The organism is Cytobacillus oceanisediminis (assembly GCF_003182355.1).
In the GTDB taxonomy this organism is placed as follows: domain Bacteria; phylum Bacillota; class Bacilli; order Bacillales; family Cytobacillaceae; genus Cytobacillus; species Cytobacillus oceanisediminis_A.
On record NZ_QGTW01000012.1, the window covers coordinates 131,862 to 146,811 of the forward strand.

General features: G+C 40.7%; 14 protein-coding genes and 1 pseudogene. 4 read left to right on the forward strand and 11 right to left on the reverse strand.

Annotated features, from left to right (window positions below):
- Positions 1-64 precede the first annotated feature (64 nt).
- Positions 65-874: a hypothetical protein gene (locus tag DFO73_RS20435; RefSeq protein WP_110066544.1), complete on the forward strand. Its 810-nt coding sequence runs from the start codon at positions 65-67 to the stop codon at positions 872-874.
- 37 nt (positions 875-911) lie between these two features.
- Here DFO73_RS20435 and DFO73_RS20440 read toward each other — a convergent pair whose 3' ends face one another.
- Positions 912-1,892, reverse strand: coding sequence for a DUF438 domain-containing protein (locus DFO73_RS20440; RefSeq protein ID WP_258309661.1), 981 nt, complete (start codon positions 1,890-1,892; stop codon positions 912-914).
- A gap of 431 nt (positions 1,893-2,323) precedes the next feature.
- Here DFO73_RS20440 and DFO73_RS20445 point away from each other — a divergent pair, with 431 nt between their 5' ends.
- Positions 2,324-3,490: a glycosyl hydrolase family 18 protein gene (locus DFO73_RS20445; RefSeq protein ID WP_110066546.1), complete on the forward strand. Its 1,167-nt coding sequence runs from the start codon at positions 2,324-2,326 to the stop codon at positions 3,488-3,490.
- Positions 3,491-3,551: 61 nt separating this feature from the next.
- Here the strand turns inward: DFO73_RS20445 and DFO73_RS20450 are convergent.
- From DFO73_RS20450 to DFO73_RS20470, 4 genes and pseudogenes are all read right to left on the reverse strand, one after another.
- Positions 3,552-4,077, reverse strand: a pseudogene (locus tag DFO73_RS20450) (type 1 glutamine amidotransferase domain-containing protein).
- A 269-nt stretch (positions 4,078-4,346) separates the two neighbouring features.
- Positions 4,347-5,258 carry a CBASS cGAMP-activated phospholipase gene (locus DFO73_RS20460; RefSeq protein WP_110066603.1) on the reverse strand — a complete coding sequence of 304 codons (912 nt, stop codon included), beginning with the start codon at positions 5,256-5,258 and terminating at the stop codon, positions 4,347-4,349.
- A 64-nt stretch (positions 5,259-5,322) separates the two neighbouring features.
- Positions 5,323-5,589 (reverse strand): DUF1292 domain-containing protein, encoded by a 267-nt coding sequence (locus DFO73_RS20465; RefSeq protein ID WP_110066547.1) that lies wholly within the window; start codon positions 5,587-5,589, stop codon positions 5,323-5,325.
- A gap of 370 nt (positions 5,590-5,959) precedes the next feature.
- Positions 5,960-7,057: a branched-chain amino acid aminotransferase gene (locus DFO73_RS20470; RefSeq protein WP_110066548.1), complete on the reverse strand. Its 1,098-nt coding sequence runs from the start codon at positions 7,055-7,057 to the stop codon at positions 5,960-5,962.
- Between the two features lie 451 nt (positions 7,058-7,508).
- Between DFO73_RS20470 and DFO73_RS20475 the strand changes: the two genes are divergently transcribed.
- Positions 7,509-7,820 (forward strand): hypothetical protein, encoded by a 312-nt coding sequence (locus tag DFO73_RS20475; protein ID WP_110066549.1) that lies wholly within the window; start codon positions 7,509-7,511, stop codon positions 7,818-7,820.
- 32 nt (positions 7,821-7,852) lie between these two features.
- Here DFO73_RS20475 and DFO73_RS20480 read toward each other — a convergent pair whose 3' ends face one another.
- From DFO73_RS20480 to DFO73_RS20490, 3 genes are all read right to left on the reverse strand, one after another.
- Complete coding sequence (locus DFO73_RS20480; protein WP_110066550.1) at positions 7,853-8,452, reverse strand: response regulator transcription factor; 600 nt, start codon at positions 8,450-8,452, stop codon at positions 7,853-7,855.
- Positions 8,449-9,585: a sensor histidine kinase gene (locus DFO73_RS20485; protein ID WP_110066604.1), complete on the reverse strand. Its 1,137-nt coding sequence runs from the start codon at positions 9,583-9,585 to the stop codon at positions 8,449-8,451. The genes DFO73_RS20480 and DFO73_RS20485 overlap by 4 nt, the downstream gene beginning before the upstream one ends.
- A 352-nt stretch (positions 9,586-9,937) precedes the next feature.
- Complete coding sequence (locus DFO73_RS20490) at positions 9,938-10,984, reverse strand: fatty acid desaturase (RefSeq protein ID WP_110066551.1); 1,047 nt, start codon at positions 10,982-10,984, stop codon at positions 9,938-9,940.
- Positions 10,985-11,258: 274 nt separating this feature from the next.
- On the opposite strand from DFO73_RS20490, the gene DFO73_RS20495 reads away from it, so the two are divergent.
- Entirely contained in the window at positions 11,259-11,528 is a 270-nt protein-coding gene (locus DFO73_RS20495; protein WP_110066552.1) for a hypothetical protein, read from the forward strand.
- 112 nt (positions 11,529-11,640) lie between these two features.
- Here DFO73_RS20495 and DFO73_RS20500 read toward each other — a convergent pair whose 3' ends face one another.
- The 3 genes from DFO73_RS20500 to DFO73_RS20510 all read right to left on the reverse strand — a co-directional run bounded on the left by DFO73_RS20500 (position 11,641) and on the right by DFO73_RS20510 (position 14,422).
- On the reverse strand, positions 11,641-12,279 hold the full coding sequence (locus DFO73_RS20500; protein WP_110066605.1) for a spore coat protein: 639 nt from the start codon (positions 12,277-12,279) through the stop codon (positions 11,641-11,643).
- Positions 12,280-12,399: 120 nt separating this feature from the next.
- Positions 12,400-12,990, reverse strand: coding sequence for a branched-chain amino acid aminotransferase (locus DFO73_RS20505; RefSeq protein ID WP_110066553.1), 591 nt, complete (start codon positions 12,988-12,990; stop codon positions 12,400-12,402).
- A gap of 25 nt (positions 12,991-13,015) precedes the next feature.
- Positions 13,016-14,422, reverse strand: coding sequence for a DEAD/DEAH box helicase (locus DFO73_RS20510; RefSeq protein WP_110066606.1), 1,407 nt, complete (start codon positions 14,420-14,422; stop codon positions 13,016-13,018).
- Between the last annotated feature and the right edge of the window lie 528 nt (positions 14,423-14,950).

Consider the following 14,950-nt stretch of genomic DNA (forward strand, 5'->3'; position numbering starts at 1 on the left):
CCTTCATCTTTTTTGATTTTATCTTATTGGACCATTAAAATATTCATGAAAGGATGTGGACGGTTTGGCCATTACACTGCCTCATATAGAAGATACAAACAATACTGTATATTTTCCTCCAAAAGGTGAATATGAAACTTTTGAAGATGATGCTCATTATGAAGAGAAAGTTAGGGAATGGGGATTATCAACCACAAAGGAAGTAAAAAAAGAATTTTGGTATAAGGAAAAAACACATCAGCGCCTCATTGTGATTAAGGGTTTTCAGGCTTACGGCGAATCAGGAGATTATCATACCATTGTTATTGAATTTCAGGACGGAAATCTCAGCTGTATACACCCTGCTTATCTTAAAGAAATGCAGGCTCCGAGCTTTGGAAAAGCGGTCATTGCCGATTTTGGCGAAACAGCTTTAGCTTCATCTGAAAAGAAAGCATTAACGGATGATAATGATAAACCTGCGGATGTGCCAAAGAAATCAGAGGAAAACAGCACAAAGAAAAAAACTGATGTCAAAAAGCCAAAGAAAGAAAAGCAGCCAGCCTTGGACCTTCCTATGGAAAAAGTGCATTTTACCGCTAAAATCAAACAATTTGCTTTAAGCTGGAACCATTTTAATGAAGATAATGATGAAGTCGTCGTTCTCGAAAATGTCGTCATTCAGCAGGATAATCCTGTTGAAGTAGGACTAGCCTGGTGCTCCCACTCGAAAACCTTGAAGAAGTTCGAATTGGAGACTGGTGAAACACTCGAATTTGATGGGAAAATCGTCAAAAAGAAACTGCCGAAAGGGAAAGACTGTGAAGAGGAATTTATTATTGAAGATCCTGTTCCATATAAAATCAACAACCCTTCAAAAATCAAAAAAAGCTAAAGGGCGCTATAAAAGCTCTTTAGCTTTTTTTGTCCGTTTATGAAAGGATCCTTTTCTCCCCTTCAATTTCCTGGATAGGACTGATATTTTGTGTGAATTCCAGAGTGCCTGCATAGGAGTGGTTTTTGTCTCTTACGGCAAAATATCGAATATAAACATACTTGTCTCTGAACTTGATCCAAAAGTCCTCAGAATCTCTACGGCCTGCCTTAAAGTCTTCCAGCAATTCCTCGACTACATGCACACTCCGTGGCGGGTGGCAATTTTGCACAGTACGTCCAATAACTGCTTTTGTCCTGGCGAAAATCCTTTCTTTTCCATGTGAAAAATAGCGGACAACATCTTCATGATCAATAAAGGTGATATCAACTGGAAGGTGGTTCAAAAGCAGCTCTAGCTGCTTAAGGGATAATATGCCGGTTTCCATCTTAATATAGCCTTCTGAAATGGCCTTAGTGTCAATCGCTTTCCGTTCTGGTTTCCATTCCGCTTCAGGGCCTGTCAGACAGAAGCCTATCTCGTCGCTTTCATGCGCGATTTTTACCCATTCATCTTCTGTCAGGTTTTTCAGGGCCATTGGGAAAAGGATATGTTCCTCCCTATAAATCATGGCACTTACTTCATTAAAGATAAATTGAACCTCTTCGATTACCTTCTGCTTGTCCCCATTGTAATTTGACAGGAGCTGCTTAGCTTCTTTGATGCCATCTCTTATAAAATCGTCAATACTCCACATATTGTTTGTTGGACCGTAAATCCCGTATTTCTCCAGGTATGGGAAAAGTAAATTCTCTTTTCGGCTGTAATGCTTATCAAGATCAAGCAACAGAGTGCAGTCCTCCAAAAGTTTGTACACATTTTCTTTGGTATCAGCATTTATAAAAGCTTCCAGATGAACCTTAAGTTTTTCCCGAAGATGCTTATCAATCTCCCTGTTTTCCTGAATAAACGTGTGGATAGGATGCCCCGGCTCTTCTTCAGGCTTTTTCAGCGGGCGTTCTCTTAGGCTGTCTTGCATAGGATTGCTAAGGTTTTTTTGTTTTTCACGGTTATTAATAATCTCGCTCAATGTTCATTACCTCCTGTATACCAAACTGAGTTTGATAATACTTCTCATTAGCAATGTAACACACGAAGAATAATTATTATGTGATGAACATCATATGTTAGGGGTATTTTAGTTCACAGGGTGCCATGTTAGTGCCATGTTAAGAAACTGTTCCAGTTTAGAGGCGGAAAATAGCTGGTTTTAAGCGGGGAACCGGAAGTTTTGCGCAGGTTTGTGATTGACCTGCGGGGAAAAGCCAAATTCATGCGTGCAGGTCGATTTGCGCGCAGTTTAACGACTTTTAAGCGCAATGATGGAATGTAAGCCTGATATTTCCACCCCCTTATTCACTCCTTTTTTGTTACACTTTTAAGGGATGAATAACGGAGGTTTAACTTTTAATGAAGAAAAAGTATCAGATCCTTATTATGATTGCTATCATCTTTGCAGGCGGTTTTGCGGCGGGGACAATTTTTACAAAAAATAGTGCTCAGCCTGATTCTATTAAACTTGCCAAAACAGCAGCTCAGTCTGGTAAAAATCCAGTTCAAAAAAGTACTCCTAAGTTACCGGATGCACCTTCAAAGGTGTTGATTGGTTATGTACAGGATTACCGTGATCCCAATGCTGTTGATTATTCAAGCTTGAGCCATGTTATTTTTTCATTTGTCCACCCCGAAAAGGATGGCAGCCTTTCTTTTAATGGCGATACGGCAATGAATAATCTGCGCAGTATGGTTTCGAACGCACACAAGCATGATACAAAAGCGATTCTGGCAGTGGGCGGTTGGTTCCATATAAAAGGCGGAGAATCCTATGAATATTTTAAATCAGCGATAGCAAGCCCGGCTTCAAGGAACAAGCTGGTGAATGAACTTGTTAATGTAGCTGACAGGGAAAAACTTGATGGCATAGATATTGATTTTGAGCATCCTCGTTCACAGAATGAAGCCGATTTTCTCGAAGTTTTTATCCATGATCTTAGCAAAAAGCTTCATGCAAATGATAAAGAGCTTTCAGTAGCGGTCCATTCGAAAATTCATAGTGTTACAGGAACAGAAACAGGAAACATTGTGTATAATTCATCCATGTTTAAGGATGTAGATCATGTCAATATCATGGCTTATGACGGACAGTGGGACGGCGGCTATAATGCAGCCAATTTGTCTCCCTATCCTTTTACAGAGAATATCGTAAACTATTGGGCAAATCTCTTCGATACACTCAATATTACTAAAGATAAACTAGTTCTTGGTGTTCCTTTTTATGCACAGCCTGAAGATCCATCCATCAAACAGGTATCTTATGAAGCAATTATTAACCGCAGCCCGGAAAATGCTTTGCGGGACATAATAAATATAAATGGCACAACCTACTATTATAATGGTGAATCTACCATGCAAAAGAAAACGAATCTGGCATTAAACAACGGATTCGGCGGCATGATGATCTGGGAAGTTGGCCATGATGCCAAAGGGCCTTACAGCCTTGCTGGAGCGATTGCGGAGGTCCTTAAAGACTCGGAAACTAAACCAGTGAAATACTATTCAGTAAAAAATTCGTATTAAATTGACAAACCAGAAGAAGAGCATGGGAATCCCATGCTCTTTCTGTCACTGCTTTAACTTCCTACTTGCTTTCAATAACCTTGATCAGTTCCCGTAAATAATCCGGTAAATCTGGAGGACGGCGGCTAGACACGAGGTGTCCGTCAACGATAACTGGCTCATCATACCACTCGGCACCTGCATTCTCCATATCGTCCTTGATCCCTGGAGTGCTTGTTACCTTTTTACCCTCCAATACTTTTGCCGATATGAGCACCCAACCTGCATGGCAAATTTGCCCGATTGGTTTTTTATTTTCCTCCATGTGCTTAATAAGGGACAGCACCTCCGGAAAACGGCGGATTTTGTCCGGTGCCCAGCCGCCAGGTACAAGGATGGCATCATAATCCTCACCCTTTGCCTCACTATAAGAATAATGGGAAGTTGCAGGCACTCCGTATTTGCCAATGTATTTCTCGTTTGCATGCTCGCCGGCCAAAATGGACATCTGCACCTTCTTCCTGCAGCCTGAGTATCGGGTACCATAGTTCCAGATCTTCAAAGTCATGATGCACTAAACTTAATATTTTTCTTCCTTTTAAACGCATGGATCGATTTCTCCTCTTTTATTAGGTTTGGTTTTGTTAAACTTGCCTGTTGATTTCCGCTCCAGGCACTCGCTTTTCGCGGGCGGTCCGGGAGCCTCCTCGGCGTGAACGCCTGCGGGGTCACCCTTTGACACGCTTCTCCCGCAGGAGTCTCGTGCCTTCCACTCCAATCAACAGGGTGCCAAAATAAACAATGAGCTTTAACATATCCATTAGGTTTGATAACTCTTACCTTACAGTTGTATACCCTATTTTACAAATAATCCAATTCAGGAGAGTAAAAATTCCTTGATTTCCTCTTTCCTGTCCTTAAAAACCTTCTCTCCAAGCTTAATCAATTCATCCACAAACCGGATATCATCAAAAGGCATTTCTTCGCCAAGCTCTTCATTTAAGCGCAAATAATTGTCTGCCAACAGATTCTGGCAATGATATGTAACTGATTCCGATGACAGGTGAAGAGCAAGATCAAGCAGTTTTGGCATGACCTTCATGGATGGAAGCTGGAGCGGAAGCCAATGCCTTACTCCCCAGTATTTATCATGATCAATGGTGAAATCTATTTTCTGTAAACCAGTTCCCAGTGAAAGGATTTTAATGTTTTTCAAATCCTCTTTAAAATGATGCATTGCTTCTGTAATGCATACAAGCGACGGGTTATTGGCCCACAGTCCGCCATCAATGGATAAGTAACTGTTATTAATATTGTTGGGAGGAAAGTAAATTGGCGCTGAGCAGGAGGATAGAACAGCATCCCAAAGCTTCATGGATAAGCTTTCATTGCCCGGATGGCCGTAGTTGGAACGGTGCACAAAAGGCTTGCCATGCGTAACGTCCACAGCAGGAATCAAAAGGGGCTTTTGAATTTCGGAAAGGGCTGTTTCCCCGAAGGCTTTCCGAAAAAAACGGCGTAAGTATTTATCGCTGTAGACGCTTTTAAAAAGGCCAACTTTCGCCTGCTTTACAAAAATTTTCTTTCCATACGATTCATACCCTTTTAATACACTGTCCATATTCCTTTTTAAGGTTAAGGAAGATGCTATAATCGATCCGGTGCTGGTTCCTGCAATCATGTCGAAAAGATCGCCTGCAGGCTGCTGAAGTTCATCCTCCAAGGCTTTTAAAATACTTACAGCAAAAACACCCCGTATCCCTCCGCCATCTATACATAATATTTTCATATTCTCACCTGTTTTTTCTGATCCGTTTTGTATATAAAAAAGAGAAGGAATGATCCCTTCTCTTCTATTCTTCTTCAATCATGTTATCAAATACAGCAGAGACCTTGTTAAATTCCTCTTCACTCTCAATTGGAGTAAAGTCTCCATCTTCATCAAGCTTTAAGAAGAACACATCAATATCCTCTTCCGTGTCTTCCTCCAGATCTTCAACAAAGCTGACGGCAGCATAACTAATTCCCTCAACTTCCGCAGAGGCAAGAACCTCCACTTCCATTTCCTGTCCGCTTTCGTCACTAATCGTAAAAATTTCGCCGACTTGGATCTTGTCCATGTTTTCCATCTCCTCTCCAAATTGTGTTCATTCTTTATTTTCCCATTTACAAGGCGTTTCATGCTTGAAATAAAGCTCTTTTAAACTTGTCTTTTGATTTCCTTTCAGGAAGCTAAGCAAACAGCGGTCTGTCCGACGCTCCTCTCCGCATTTACGCGCCTGCGGGGTCTCCTTTAATACGCTTCTCCTGCAGGACTTTGAGTAAGCTCCTAAGCTCCTCGAATAAAGAACGCATGAACGAAATGCGAATGCATTTTCGAGAATCTTGAGCCTTCCACTCCAATTAACAGAGTGCCAAAATCAACAATGATCTTTAACATAGCCTAAAATAAAAAAGGATAGGCTTATAAAAGCCAATCCTTTTTTTATTTTATTTAACAGCAGCAGCCTCTTTATTTTCAACTTTTACACTCCAGCCGAACGGGTCCGGCTCTGTGCCTTTTTGGATACCTGTTAATGTATCATAAATATTCTTGGATAATGAACCTGTCATACCATCGTTGATCACAATTTTTTTATTATCCCAGAAGAATTCGCCAATTGGTGAAATGACAGCAGCGGTGCCTGTTCCAAAGGCTTCTTCCAGTTGGCCGTCTGCATGTGCCTGATAAATCTCTTCAATCGAAATTCTTCGCTCAGATACTGGGATGTTCCAGTGTTTTAGTAGTTCAAGAACAGAATTTCGTGTAATTCCTTCTAAGATACTTCCGTTAAGGGCAGGTGTGACAACTTCCCCATTTATTTTAAAGAAAATGTTCATGCTGCCTACTTCTTCAATATACTTATTTTCTTTGCCATCAAGCCATAATACTTGCGAGTATCCTGATGAACCTGCAAGCTCCTGTGCCTTTAAGCTGGCTGCATAGTTTCCGCCTGTTTTCGCCGTGCCAGTTCCGCCGGCTACAGCGCGTACGTATTCGCTTTGTACGGCAATCTTGACTGGATTGATGCCTTCTTTATAGTAGGCACCAACAGGAGATAGGATAATAATAAACTTATATCTCTTTGAAGGTGCAACCCCAAGGTAAGGTTCAGTAGAGATAACAAACGGGCGGATATAAAGAGAAGTTCCTTCAACATTCGGAATCCACTCCCGGTCAATCGCAATCAGCTCTTTTAACGCATAAAGGGCAAGCTCTTCATCAACTGCTGGGATACATAACCGCGAATTGGAACGGTTTAATCTTTCCATGTTTTTTTCGGGTCTGAATAGCAAAACTTCATTATCATTTGTAAGGTATGCTTTTAATCCTTCGAAGACACTCTGGCCATAATGGAAAATCATTGCTGCGGGATCCAGAGTAAGCGGCTGGTAAGGAATGATTCTTGGATCATGCCAGCCTTGGCCGGCAGTATAATCCATTACAAACATATGGTCTGTAAAGTTCTTGCCAAACTCCAGGTTGTCGAATTGTGGTTTTTGTTTTTTCTCTGGTGTACGATTGATTTCAATTTTAAATTCAGTCATTGTGATTACTCCCCATCTGTAGATGATTTAAAAACCTAATGCCTGCTGTTCCTGCTGCTCTTAAGAGGGTAAATAAAAACGCCCAGTCATCCTCCGAACGTGGACGAAAGGGCTTGCTTCCCGGCAACAACCAATATGGATGCTAAACAGTTTAAAAATCCAGCAATGGTTTTCACTGTTAAAGGACTTTAATGCTGTTTTTTCTTAGGAATGATTAGATTTGCCTTTCGCTCTTTTCTACTTCAAGGCAGTAGTGCAGTTACCTGTTAAAGTTTTTATAAGTTTTTCTAATATTATGATATTCTAATGACTAAATGTCAATATGAATTGACAATAAATTTCGAATTGATCCGAAATGTTGAAAATTCTGTTCGCAATTACCGTTCCTATTAGATGAAATAGCTGGGATTTGAAACTATAATATATATATCAACCCATAAGGAGAAATATGATGAGTCAAAAAGAGCTAGAAGAAAAAATTATTCAAAACTATCAGGGTGAAGAAAAAATGATGATTCTTGTTTTTGCCCAGTGGTGCATAAATCATAATTTGAACCCTGAAGAAATTTATTTAAGAGCCTATCCCGGCCAGGCAAAGAACCAGGCTCTACAAGAAGCAATTGATCTGACAGTCACTAAGGAAGAAGCAGGTGATGTACCAGACCAGACGCTGCTTGGAGTCCTTTCCATGTTCGGCAATGATGATCTTGCTTTTGTTGTCATGGAAGAAATGAAAAAAATGAAAAAGGACGTCAAGCCCTAATAGGCTGACGTCCTTCTTTACAAATATCCTTTTTATTTAAACCAGCCCTTCTCCTTGGATTGAGTAATGGCTTCAATCCTGTTCGTTACTTCAAGCTTTTCGAGTATGGCAGATATATAGTTTCTTACAGTCCCTGTTTTAATGCTGAGCTTATCGGCGATTTCCCTGGTGTTTTTGCCGTCCGCTATCAGTTCAAGCACTTCTTTTTCACGGTCTGTCAGAGGGTTTTCTTCGCCATAGACATCGTCCATTAATTCAGGTGCATAGATGCGCTTGCCTGCCATTACGCTTCTGATGGTACTTGCCAGCTCCTCACTGGGGCTATCCTTCAATAAATACCCTCTTACCCCTGCCTTCAATGCCCGCTGGAAATAACCAGATCTTGCAAAGGTGGTTAAAATAATAACTTTGCAGCCTATCCCCTTCAGTTCTTCTGCTGCTTCCAGACCGCTCTTTTCCGGCATTTCTATATCCATTATGCATACATCGGGCTGAAGTCTTTTAACGAGTGAAATAGCTTCTTCTCCATTTGCTGCCTTACCGACAACCTCTATATCATCTTCAAGGCTTAGCAGGGATCCCAAAGCCCCCAACATCATCCGTTGATCTTCAGCAATGACAATCCGTATCATGGACGCTCCTCCTTATCCGTTTGCTTTACGACAGTTGGCACTTTCATTACAATGGTTGTTCCGTTATTAGAAATAATATCAATGCTTCCGTTAACAAAATCAAGGCGCTCGCCTAATCCCAGCAATCCTGACCCCTTGCCGATATCCTCTGCGGGATCCATTCCGATGCCGTTGTCCTGTACAGTGATCCTGACTTCATTCCAGGTTTGTTCGATGCTGATGCGGCACTCGGTCGCTTTACTGTGCTTGACTACATTCGTAACAGCTTCTTTCATGCACAAGCTTAAAATATTCTCAAGAAATAAAGATACATTGTTTAATTTGATATCTTCCTCGCCGATGAAGTCGATCGCAGCGGCTTTCAGTATTTGTTTAACAAGGATGATTTCATCTTTAAGCCTGATGCCCCTCATCTGTGAAACCATTTTTCTTACTTCGTTTAAAGCCGTTCTTGCGGTTTGCTGAACATCAATAAGTTCTTCCTTTGCCTGTTCCGGATCTTTGCTTATAAGCTTCCTGGCAAGGTCGCTTTTCAGGCCGATAAGAGATAGCTTTTGGCCAAGAGTGTCGTGCAGATCGCGGGCAATGCGCTGCCTTTCCTCCTGCTTCACAAGATCAGCAATCCTTTTATTGGCATCTTCAAGCTGTTCTTCAAGCTTCTCCTGCTTTTTCCTATTGTATATGTTAAATGGGAGCAAAATAACACTGATCCAGATGATGATAATAAAGGGCAATTGCTCTAAAAATAAAGGTTCCTGAGTAACGAAATTAAAGTTGATTGAAATCGTGGTAGCGACCAAATGAATGACATAAAGGGTTAAAAAAGCAATTCTGTTTGTTATATGACCATTATAATAAGCAATATAAAATGCGAAATAAACAAACTGAAAAAGAATCGTCATTGTAATGGAAATGCTGATTAAAATTCCAGTCCAAAGATAGACTGGCCATTGCCGCGAAATAAACGCAAAACGCAATGAAATAAAAAATAGGATCGTCAGTATTACCCCTACGGCAATTTCAATTTTAGAGGTGGATCTGAATATAAAATAAAAAGGCAATATGCTAAAAACACTCCAAATATATGGAGAGATGCCTGAGCTTTTTAAAGTGTTAAAGAATTTTTTGAACATAGATAGGACCTCTTTTGCTTTTCTTAATGGCAAGTTAAAGCCAATTGTTGATTTTGGTACTTTGTTGATTGGAGCGGAAGATGCAAGATCCTCGAAAATATATTCTGATTTCCTTCGTGGGATGTTTATTCGAGGACGCATATTCCAAGTCCAGCGGGAGTAGGATGTCAAAGGGAGACCCTGCTGGCTTAGTACTTGAAAAGGCTTCCCAGACCGCAGTGAGCTTCTTGAGCGGAAATCAACAGGCAAGTCTAATAGAACTTTCATAAAAATAAACAGCTCCTTTGTCATCATACCACAAAGGAGCTGTTCTTTAGTAAGTGAGTCTGGTCATTTATGCCATTTGAATACGTTAAGGCTTAACAGATGCAGCTTTCCGCGCTCTGTTTTGCTTTTTGCTGTGGGCTGCTTTTTTAGCAGCCTGATAACCTGTGAAATTCTGTGAGTCCTCATCCCAAAGTCGGAATCTTAGAGACTGCAGGCTTGTAGAAAGCGTGATCGTTGGCACATTTTTAAGCTCCGCCGTATTATAATGTGCATCCTCCAGGTTATAGTTAGGCACACGCGGACTTAAATGGTGAATATGATGGAATCCGATGTTTCCTGTAAGCCATTGCATAACCTTTGGAAGCTTGTAAAAAGAGCTTCCTTCCACAGCAGCTTTAACATATTCCCATTTATCATCTTCTTCAAAATAAGAATCTTCAAATGTGTGCTGTACATAAAACAGCCAAATCCCAGCAGCTCCTGAAATTAAAAAGATTGGGCCCTGAACCATCAGGAAAGCATCCCAGCCGATTGCCCAGCACATTAACGCGTATAAACCAACAATTGCGGCGTTTGTCAGATAAGTGTTAATACGCTCATTCTTTCTCGCACCTTTGCGGTTAAAGCGATTTTTTAACATAAAAACATAAATCGGTCCTAAAAGAAACATAACTAACGGATTGCGGTACATACGGTAAGCTGCACGAGTCGTTAGTGAAGCAGCCTGATATTCTTTCACTGTCAAAGTCCAAATATCTCCTGTTCCGCGCTTGTCCAGGTTTCCGCTTGTCGCATGGTGGACATTGTGGTCATGCTGCCACTGGTGATATGGGAAAACTGTAATAATCCCGGTTATCGTTCCAACAATTTTATTGGCAGACCGATTTTTAAAAAAGGAATGGTGACAGCAATCGTGGAAAATGATGAATATTCTTACCAGAAATCCTGCCGCTATTACCGAAATGCCCAGAGTGAGGAAATAGGACACACCCAAGCTTTTATAGGCTAGAAACCACAGCAGGAAAAATGGTCCAAGAGTATTGACCAACTGCATAATACTGCGTTTTAAATCTGATTTTTCATAAGGTGCCATCTGTTTTTTTAAGTTGAGTTGTTTTTGTTTAGAAGTCATTTTTTAATTCCCTTCATCATGACGTTAACTTTATAATAAAGGGTTTTCACCATGCTTTGTAGACATAGGTGTCATGTCCAAACCATGATAAATGTCATGGTTGGCCCAATAAATTAGGAGCAGATCCTATAAATAGGCCTTAATTAAAGGTTTTCTCCTTATAAAAATAAAAAAAATTTTTCCGATATTTCCAGCAGCTCAATTCCATATACATGGCTTTAAATCTCATAGGACATAATGAAATTGTTAATGATTTATAAAAGGAGTGGTTTGAATGCAAGATCATAAAAATGGCGCCAATTCTTCTATGCAAGCCCATGTGGAGGAAATATGGCAACAGACCTGCGGCACCTGGGACAACGTCAATGAATCGACAGTACAAGATTTTTTATCGCAATGTGATGAGAAAAACATTGATTCACAGTTCGCAATGAGCTGGGTAGAACAAAACAAAGAAAATATCCCGGATTGGCAGAGTGTTTCCAGGGTATCTCTTGATTGGATGAATCAGCATACATCGACTGGTTCTCCACTTATGGATTAAAAAGCTTGCAAGGTTCAATTTTCAGCTGGTGGAGAAAATTCATTGCAGGTCTTTTTAGCATTTAATACCGTTTAAAAAGAGATCCCCTTGGTGAGTAACCAAGGGGATTTTTTTAATGAGGAATATTATTGTTTGGTGTTTGCATCTGTCCTTGAGCAGGACCATATGCATTTAACATTTGCTGCATATCTTGTTGTGTAAACTGAGGTACCTGATAGTAATGATTTTTATTTTGATAAAGTGAAAGTTCATAAGCCATTTCAATGCAATTTGGGACTGAGTCAGCCAATACGCGTCGAACAACAGGATTTGTTGCTTCAAGGGCAGCCATTGTCTTCATGGAAGCTGAAGATTTCATAGCTCCCAGCAGGCAGCCGGAGACTGTTTCTTCATTCATTTCCGAAACAGATTGAATTGGTTTTTTTGGCTGAGAAGGTTTTAAACCATAAATAAAGTCATTACCCTGGTTCATTTTATAGCTTTGTGTTGGCATAGATGGATCTTGGCCTGTCTTAAAGCATTCAAGTGTAATATTATACTCCTGCTGCATGAACTGATACTGGCGATCCATGATATCTGCAAGCTCCTGGTCCTGTACGTGCTGACGCAGCAAAGAGTACATGTTTAGATTCCCGACTGCCCCAGATAAAACCTCATGAACATCAAGCACTTCATGGGCACCATGATTAAGCTGTTGTGGGATATTTCCTGTATGCATATTTTGGTGCATTTGATTAGGCTGATTTTCCATTTTGAATTCCTCCTTTTTGTATTCAACAATTTTTATGTTGCAGAATTTCACAAAGAAATATTCCTTAATTTTATAAAAATAAAAAAACGGATCTATTCGACCCGCTTTTTTAGTCATTCATTACATACTCTTAATCTCTGCTTCAACTGTTTCCACCAAATGAAACAAATACCTGTAAATTAAAAGATACGCATTGCCAATGGTCAGATCTTCTCTAAAGCCCTGTATATTATCCAAAGCAAAATTGAGATCCCATAACCCATCTTGCTGGTTGAACATGAGATCAAATGTGGGTGAATCGCCTTGTAGCGTTCTTTCCATATATGACCTAATAGCTGCCTCCTTCTTTTTAGGCAGCTTTAAACCAAGCATAACATCATAGGTACGGAACAGGTCATCCACTTCAAAAGAGATTGCGTCTACACCTATTATCTCGAACCATTGTGATTCCAGGTACATAAATTCATTTATGTGTCTTTTAAAGTATTCGATGGATTTATTCAAAAAATCAGCTGTTTCCCTGCCTAGAACTTCTTCTGTTTCCTTGTCCCCTCGCTCAATATAGGCTTCTGTAAAGCGGGTATCAGGGTCCTTTACTTCAAAAGCATCACCTTCAGACATTAACTGATGCTTTTCCGCATATTCTTTTTCTTCTATATAGATATTGTTTCCCTGCTCTTTTAGGTATTTTTCGATCCGTTCTTTTAACACAGTGCACTTCCTCCTTTAAAACTGATTATCTTCCACGTCTTTTTGAAGTGTTTCTCACAGGCTTGGCTGCTGAAGTCCTCTTTTTATCCTGCGAAGTTCTGCTGCCTGTTCGGGTGGAACCTGATATCTCTGAGCGCTTGCTTTGCCCATGCCTGCTTTTCTTATTAGGTCCTCTGCTATCCTTATCTTTCCTGGTTGCTCCTTCTCTGCTTTCTCTCTTCCCTCTTCCTGAAGAACCCTGTCGTTTTTGGGGTTGGCCGCTTTTTTCTGCAGTTCTGAAAGGTTTTCCATTTTCTCTATTATCCTCATTGTTGCTGGTATTTCCCAGGTTCTGTTTAGGGATCTTTATATTGAGCCCTTTTTCGATTGTCTCAAGGAGAGGCTTGTCCGCCGATGAATAAAAGGTAATCGCCAATCCTTTCGTCCCAGCTCGTCCTGTTCTTCCGATACGGTGAACATAGCTTTCTGGGTCAAGAGGAATATCATAATTGAATACATGGGTGACCCCTTCGACATCGAGGCCTCTTGCAGCCACATCTGTAGCAATTAATAATTGGATTTCAGCATCTCTGAACCGTTTCATCACTTGTTCCCGTTTTGCCTGCGACAAGTCGCCGTGAAGCTCATCACATTGAAAGCCATTCGATTTGAGCACCTCGTATAACTTGCTTACCCTGCGTTTAGTCCGGCAAAATATGACAGCTAAATAGGGTCTGTGGGTTTGAACCAACTGCATGATCGTTGCTTGCTTGGCACGGTCTGTTGTATGTATAGCCAACTGCTTTACTGAATGGGCAGGCCCTTGCGTTTTTTCAATTTGGATATACTCAGGCTCTTTCATGTGTTTTTTTGCCAGCTTTCGAATTTCTGGTGGAATGGTTGCAGAAAACAGCATGGTCTGCCTTTCAGGTGGTGTTTCTTTTATAATATCCTCTACTTCATCCAGAAAGCCGATATGAAGCATTTGATCGGCTTCATCCAATACTAAAAAATTGGTACTGGACAAATCTATTGTCTCCCTTTTAATATGATCGAGCAATCGGCCGGGTGTTCCGACAACGATATGGACATTTTTTTTGAGCTTTTTCAGCTGTTTATCCACATCCTGGCCTCCGTATACTGCCAAAACATCTATAGCAGCATTGTCTGCAGTAAGCTTTAGAACCTCGTCTGTTATTTGTAATGCCAATTCTCTGGTGGGCGTTACAATTAGAGCTTGGATAAAAGCCGCAGACGGGTCGATCTTTTCCAGAATCGGCAGAATAAAGGCAAATGTTTTGCCTGTTCCTGTTTGCGCTTGGGCAATCAGATCTTTGCCCTCTATTACAGCGGGAATTGCCTGCTCCTGAATCGGAGTAGGTTTTCCGATACCATGGTTCAGCAATGTTTTTGAGAGCTGTTTTGAAATGCCTAATGTTAAAAATTCCTGCAAATAAAACCCTACTTTCTTTTCCTGGCGTATTTTTTTTAAAGGCTCTGTTAAATTTGCCTGTTGATTTCCGCTCCAGGTACTCAGCGAACCGCGGGTCCGGGAGCCACGGCGCATTCGCACCTGTGGGGTCTCCCGTTGACACGCTTCTCCCGCAGGACATTGAATAAGCTTCCTCGAATAAACACCGCACGAAGGAAATGTGTCAGCATTTCCGAGGATCTCGCACCTTCCACTCCAATCAACAGGGTGCTAAAATCAACAATAAGCTTTAACACAGCTTTTTTGAAAAATATCTTTTAGGATATTATGCCCTTATCTATATTGTGTGTTTGCAGAAAAAATAGCAAGCATTCTAATATGATTTAGTACAAACAAACTGTCCACATTCATTGATAACACCAATCAGATAAAAAATCCCAATCCAGACTAATAAAAGTCTAAATTGGGATCTTCTAGCCCTATTGTTTTTTACAGGGAAGTGCATAACTTCCATTTGACCAGGCTGAATCCCCTGAAAATGATGCCAAT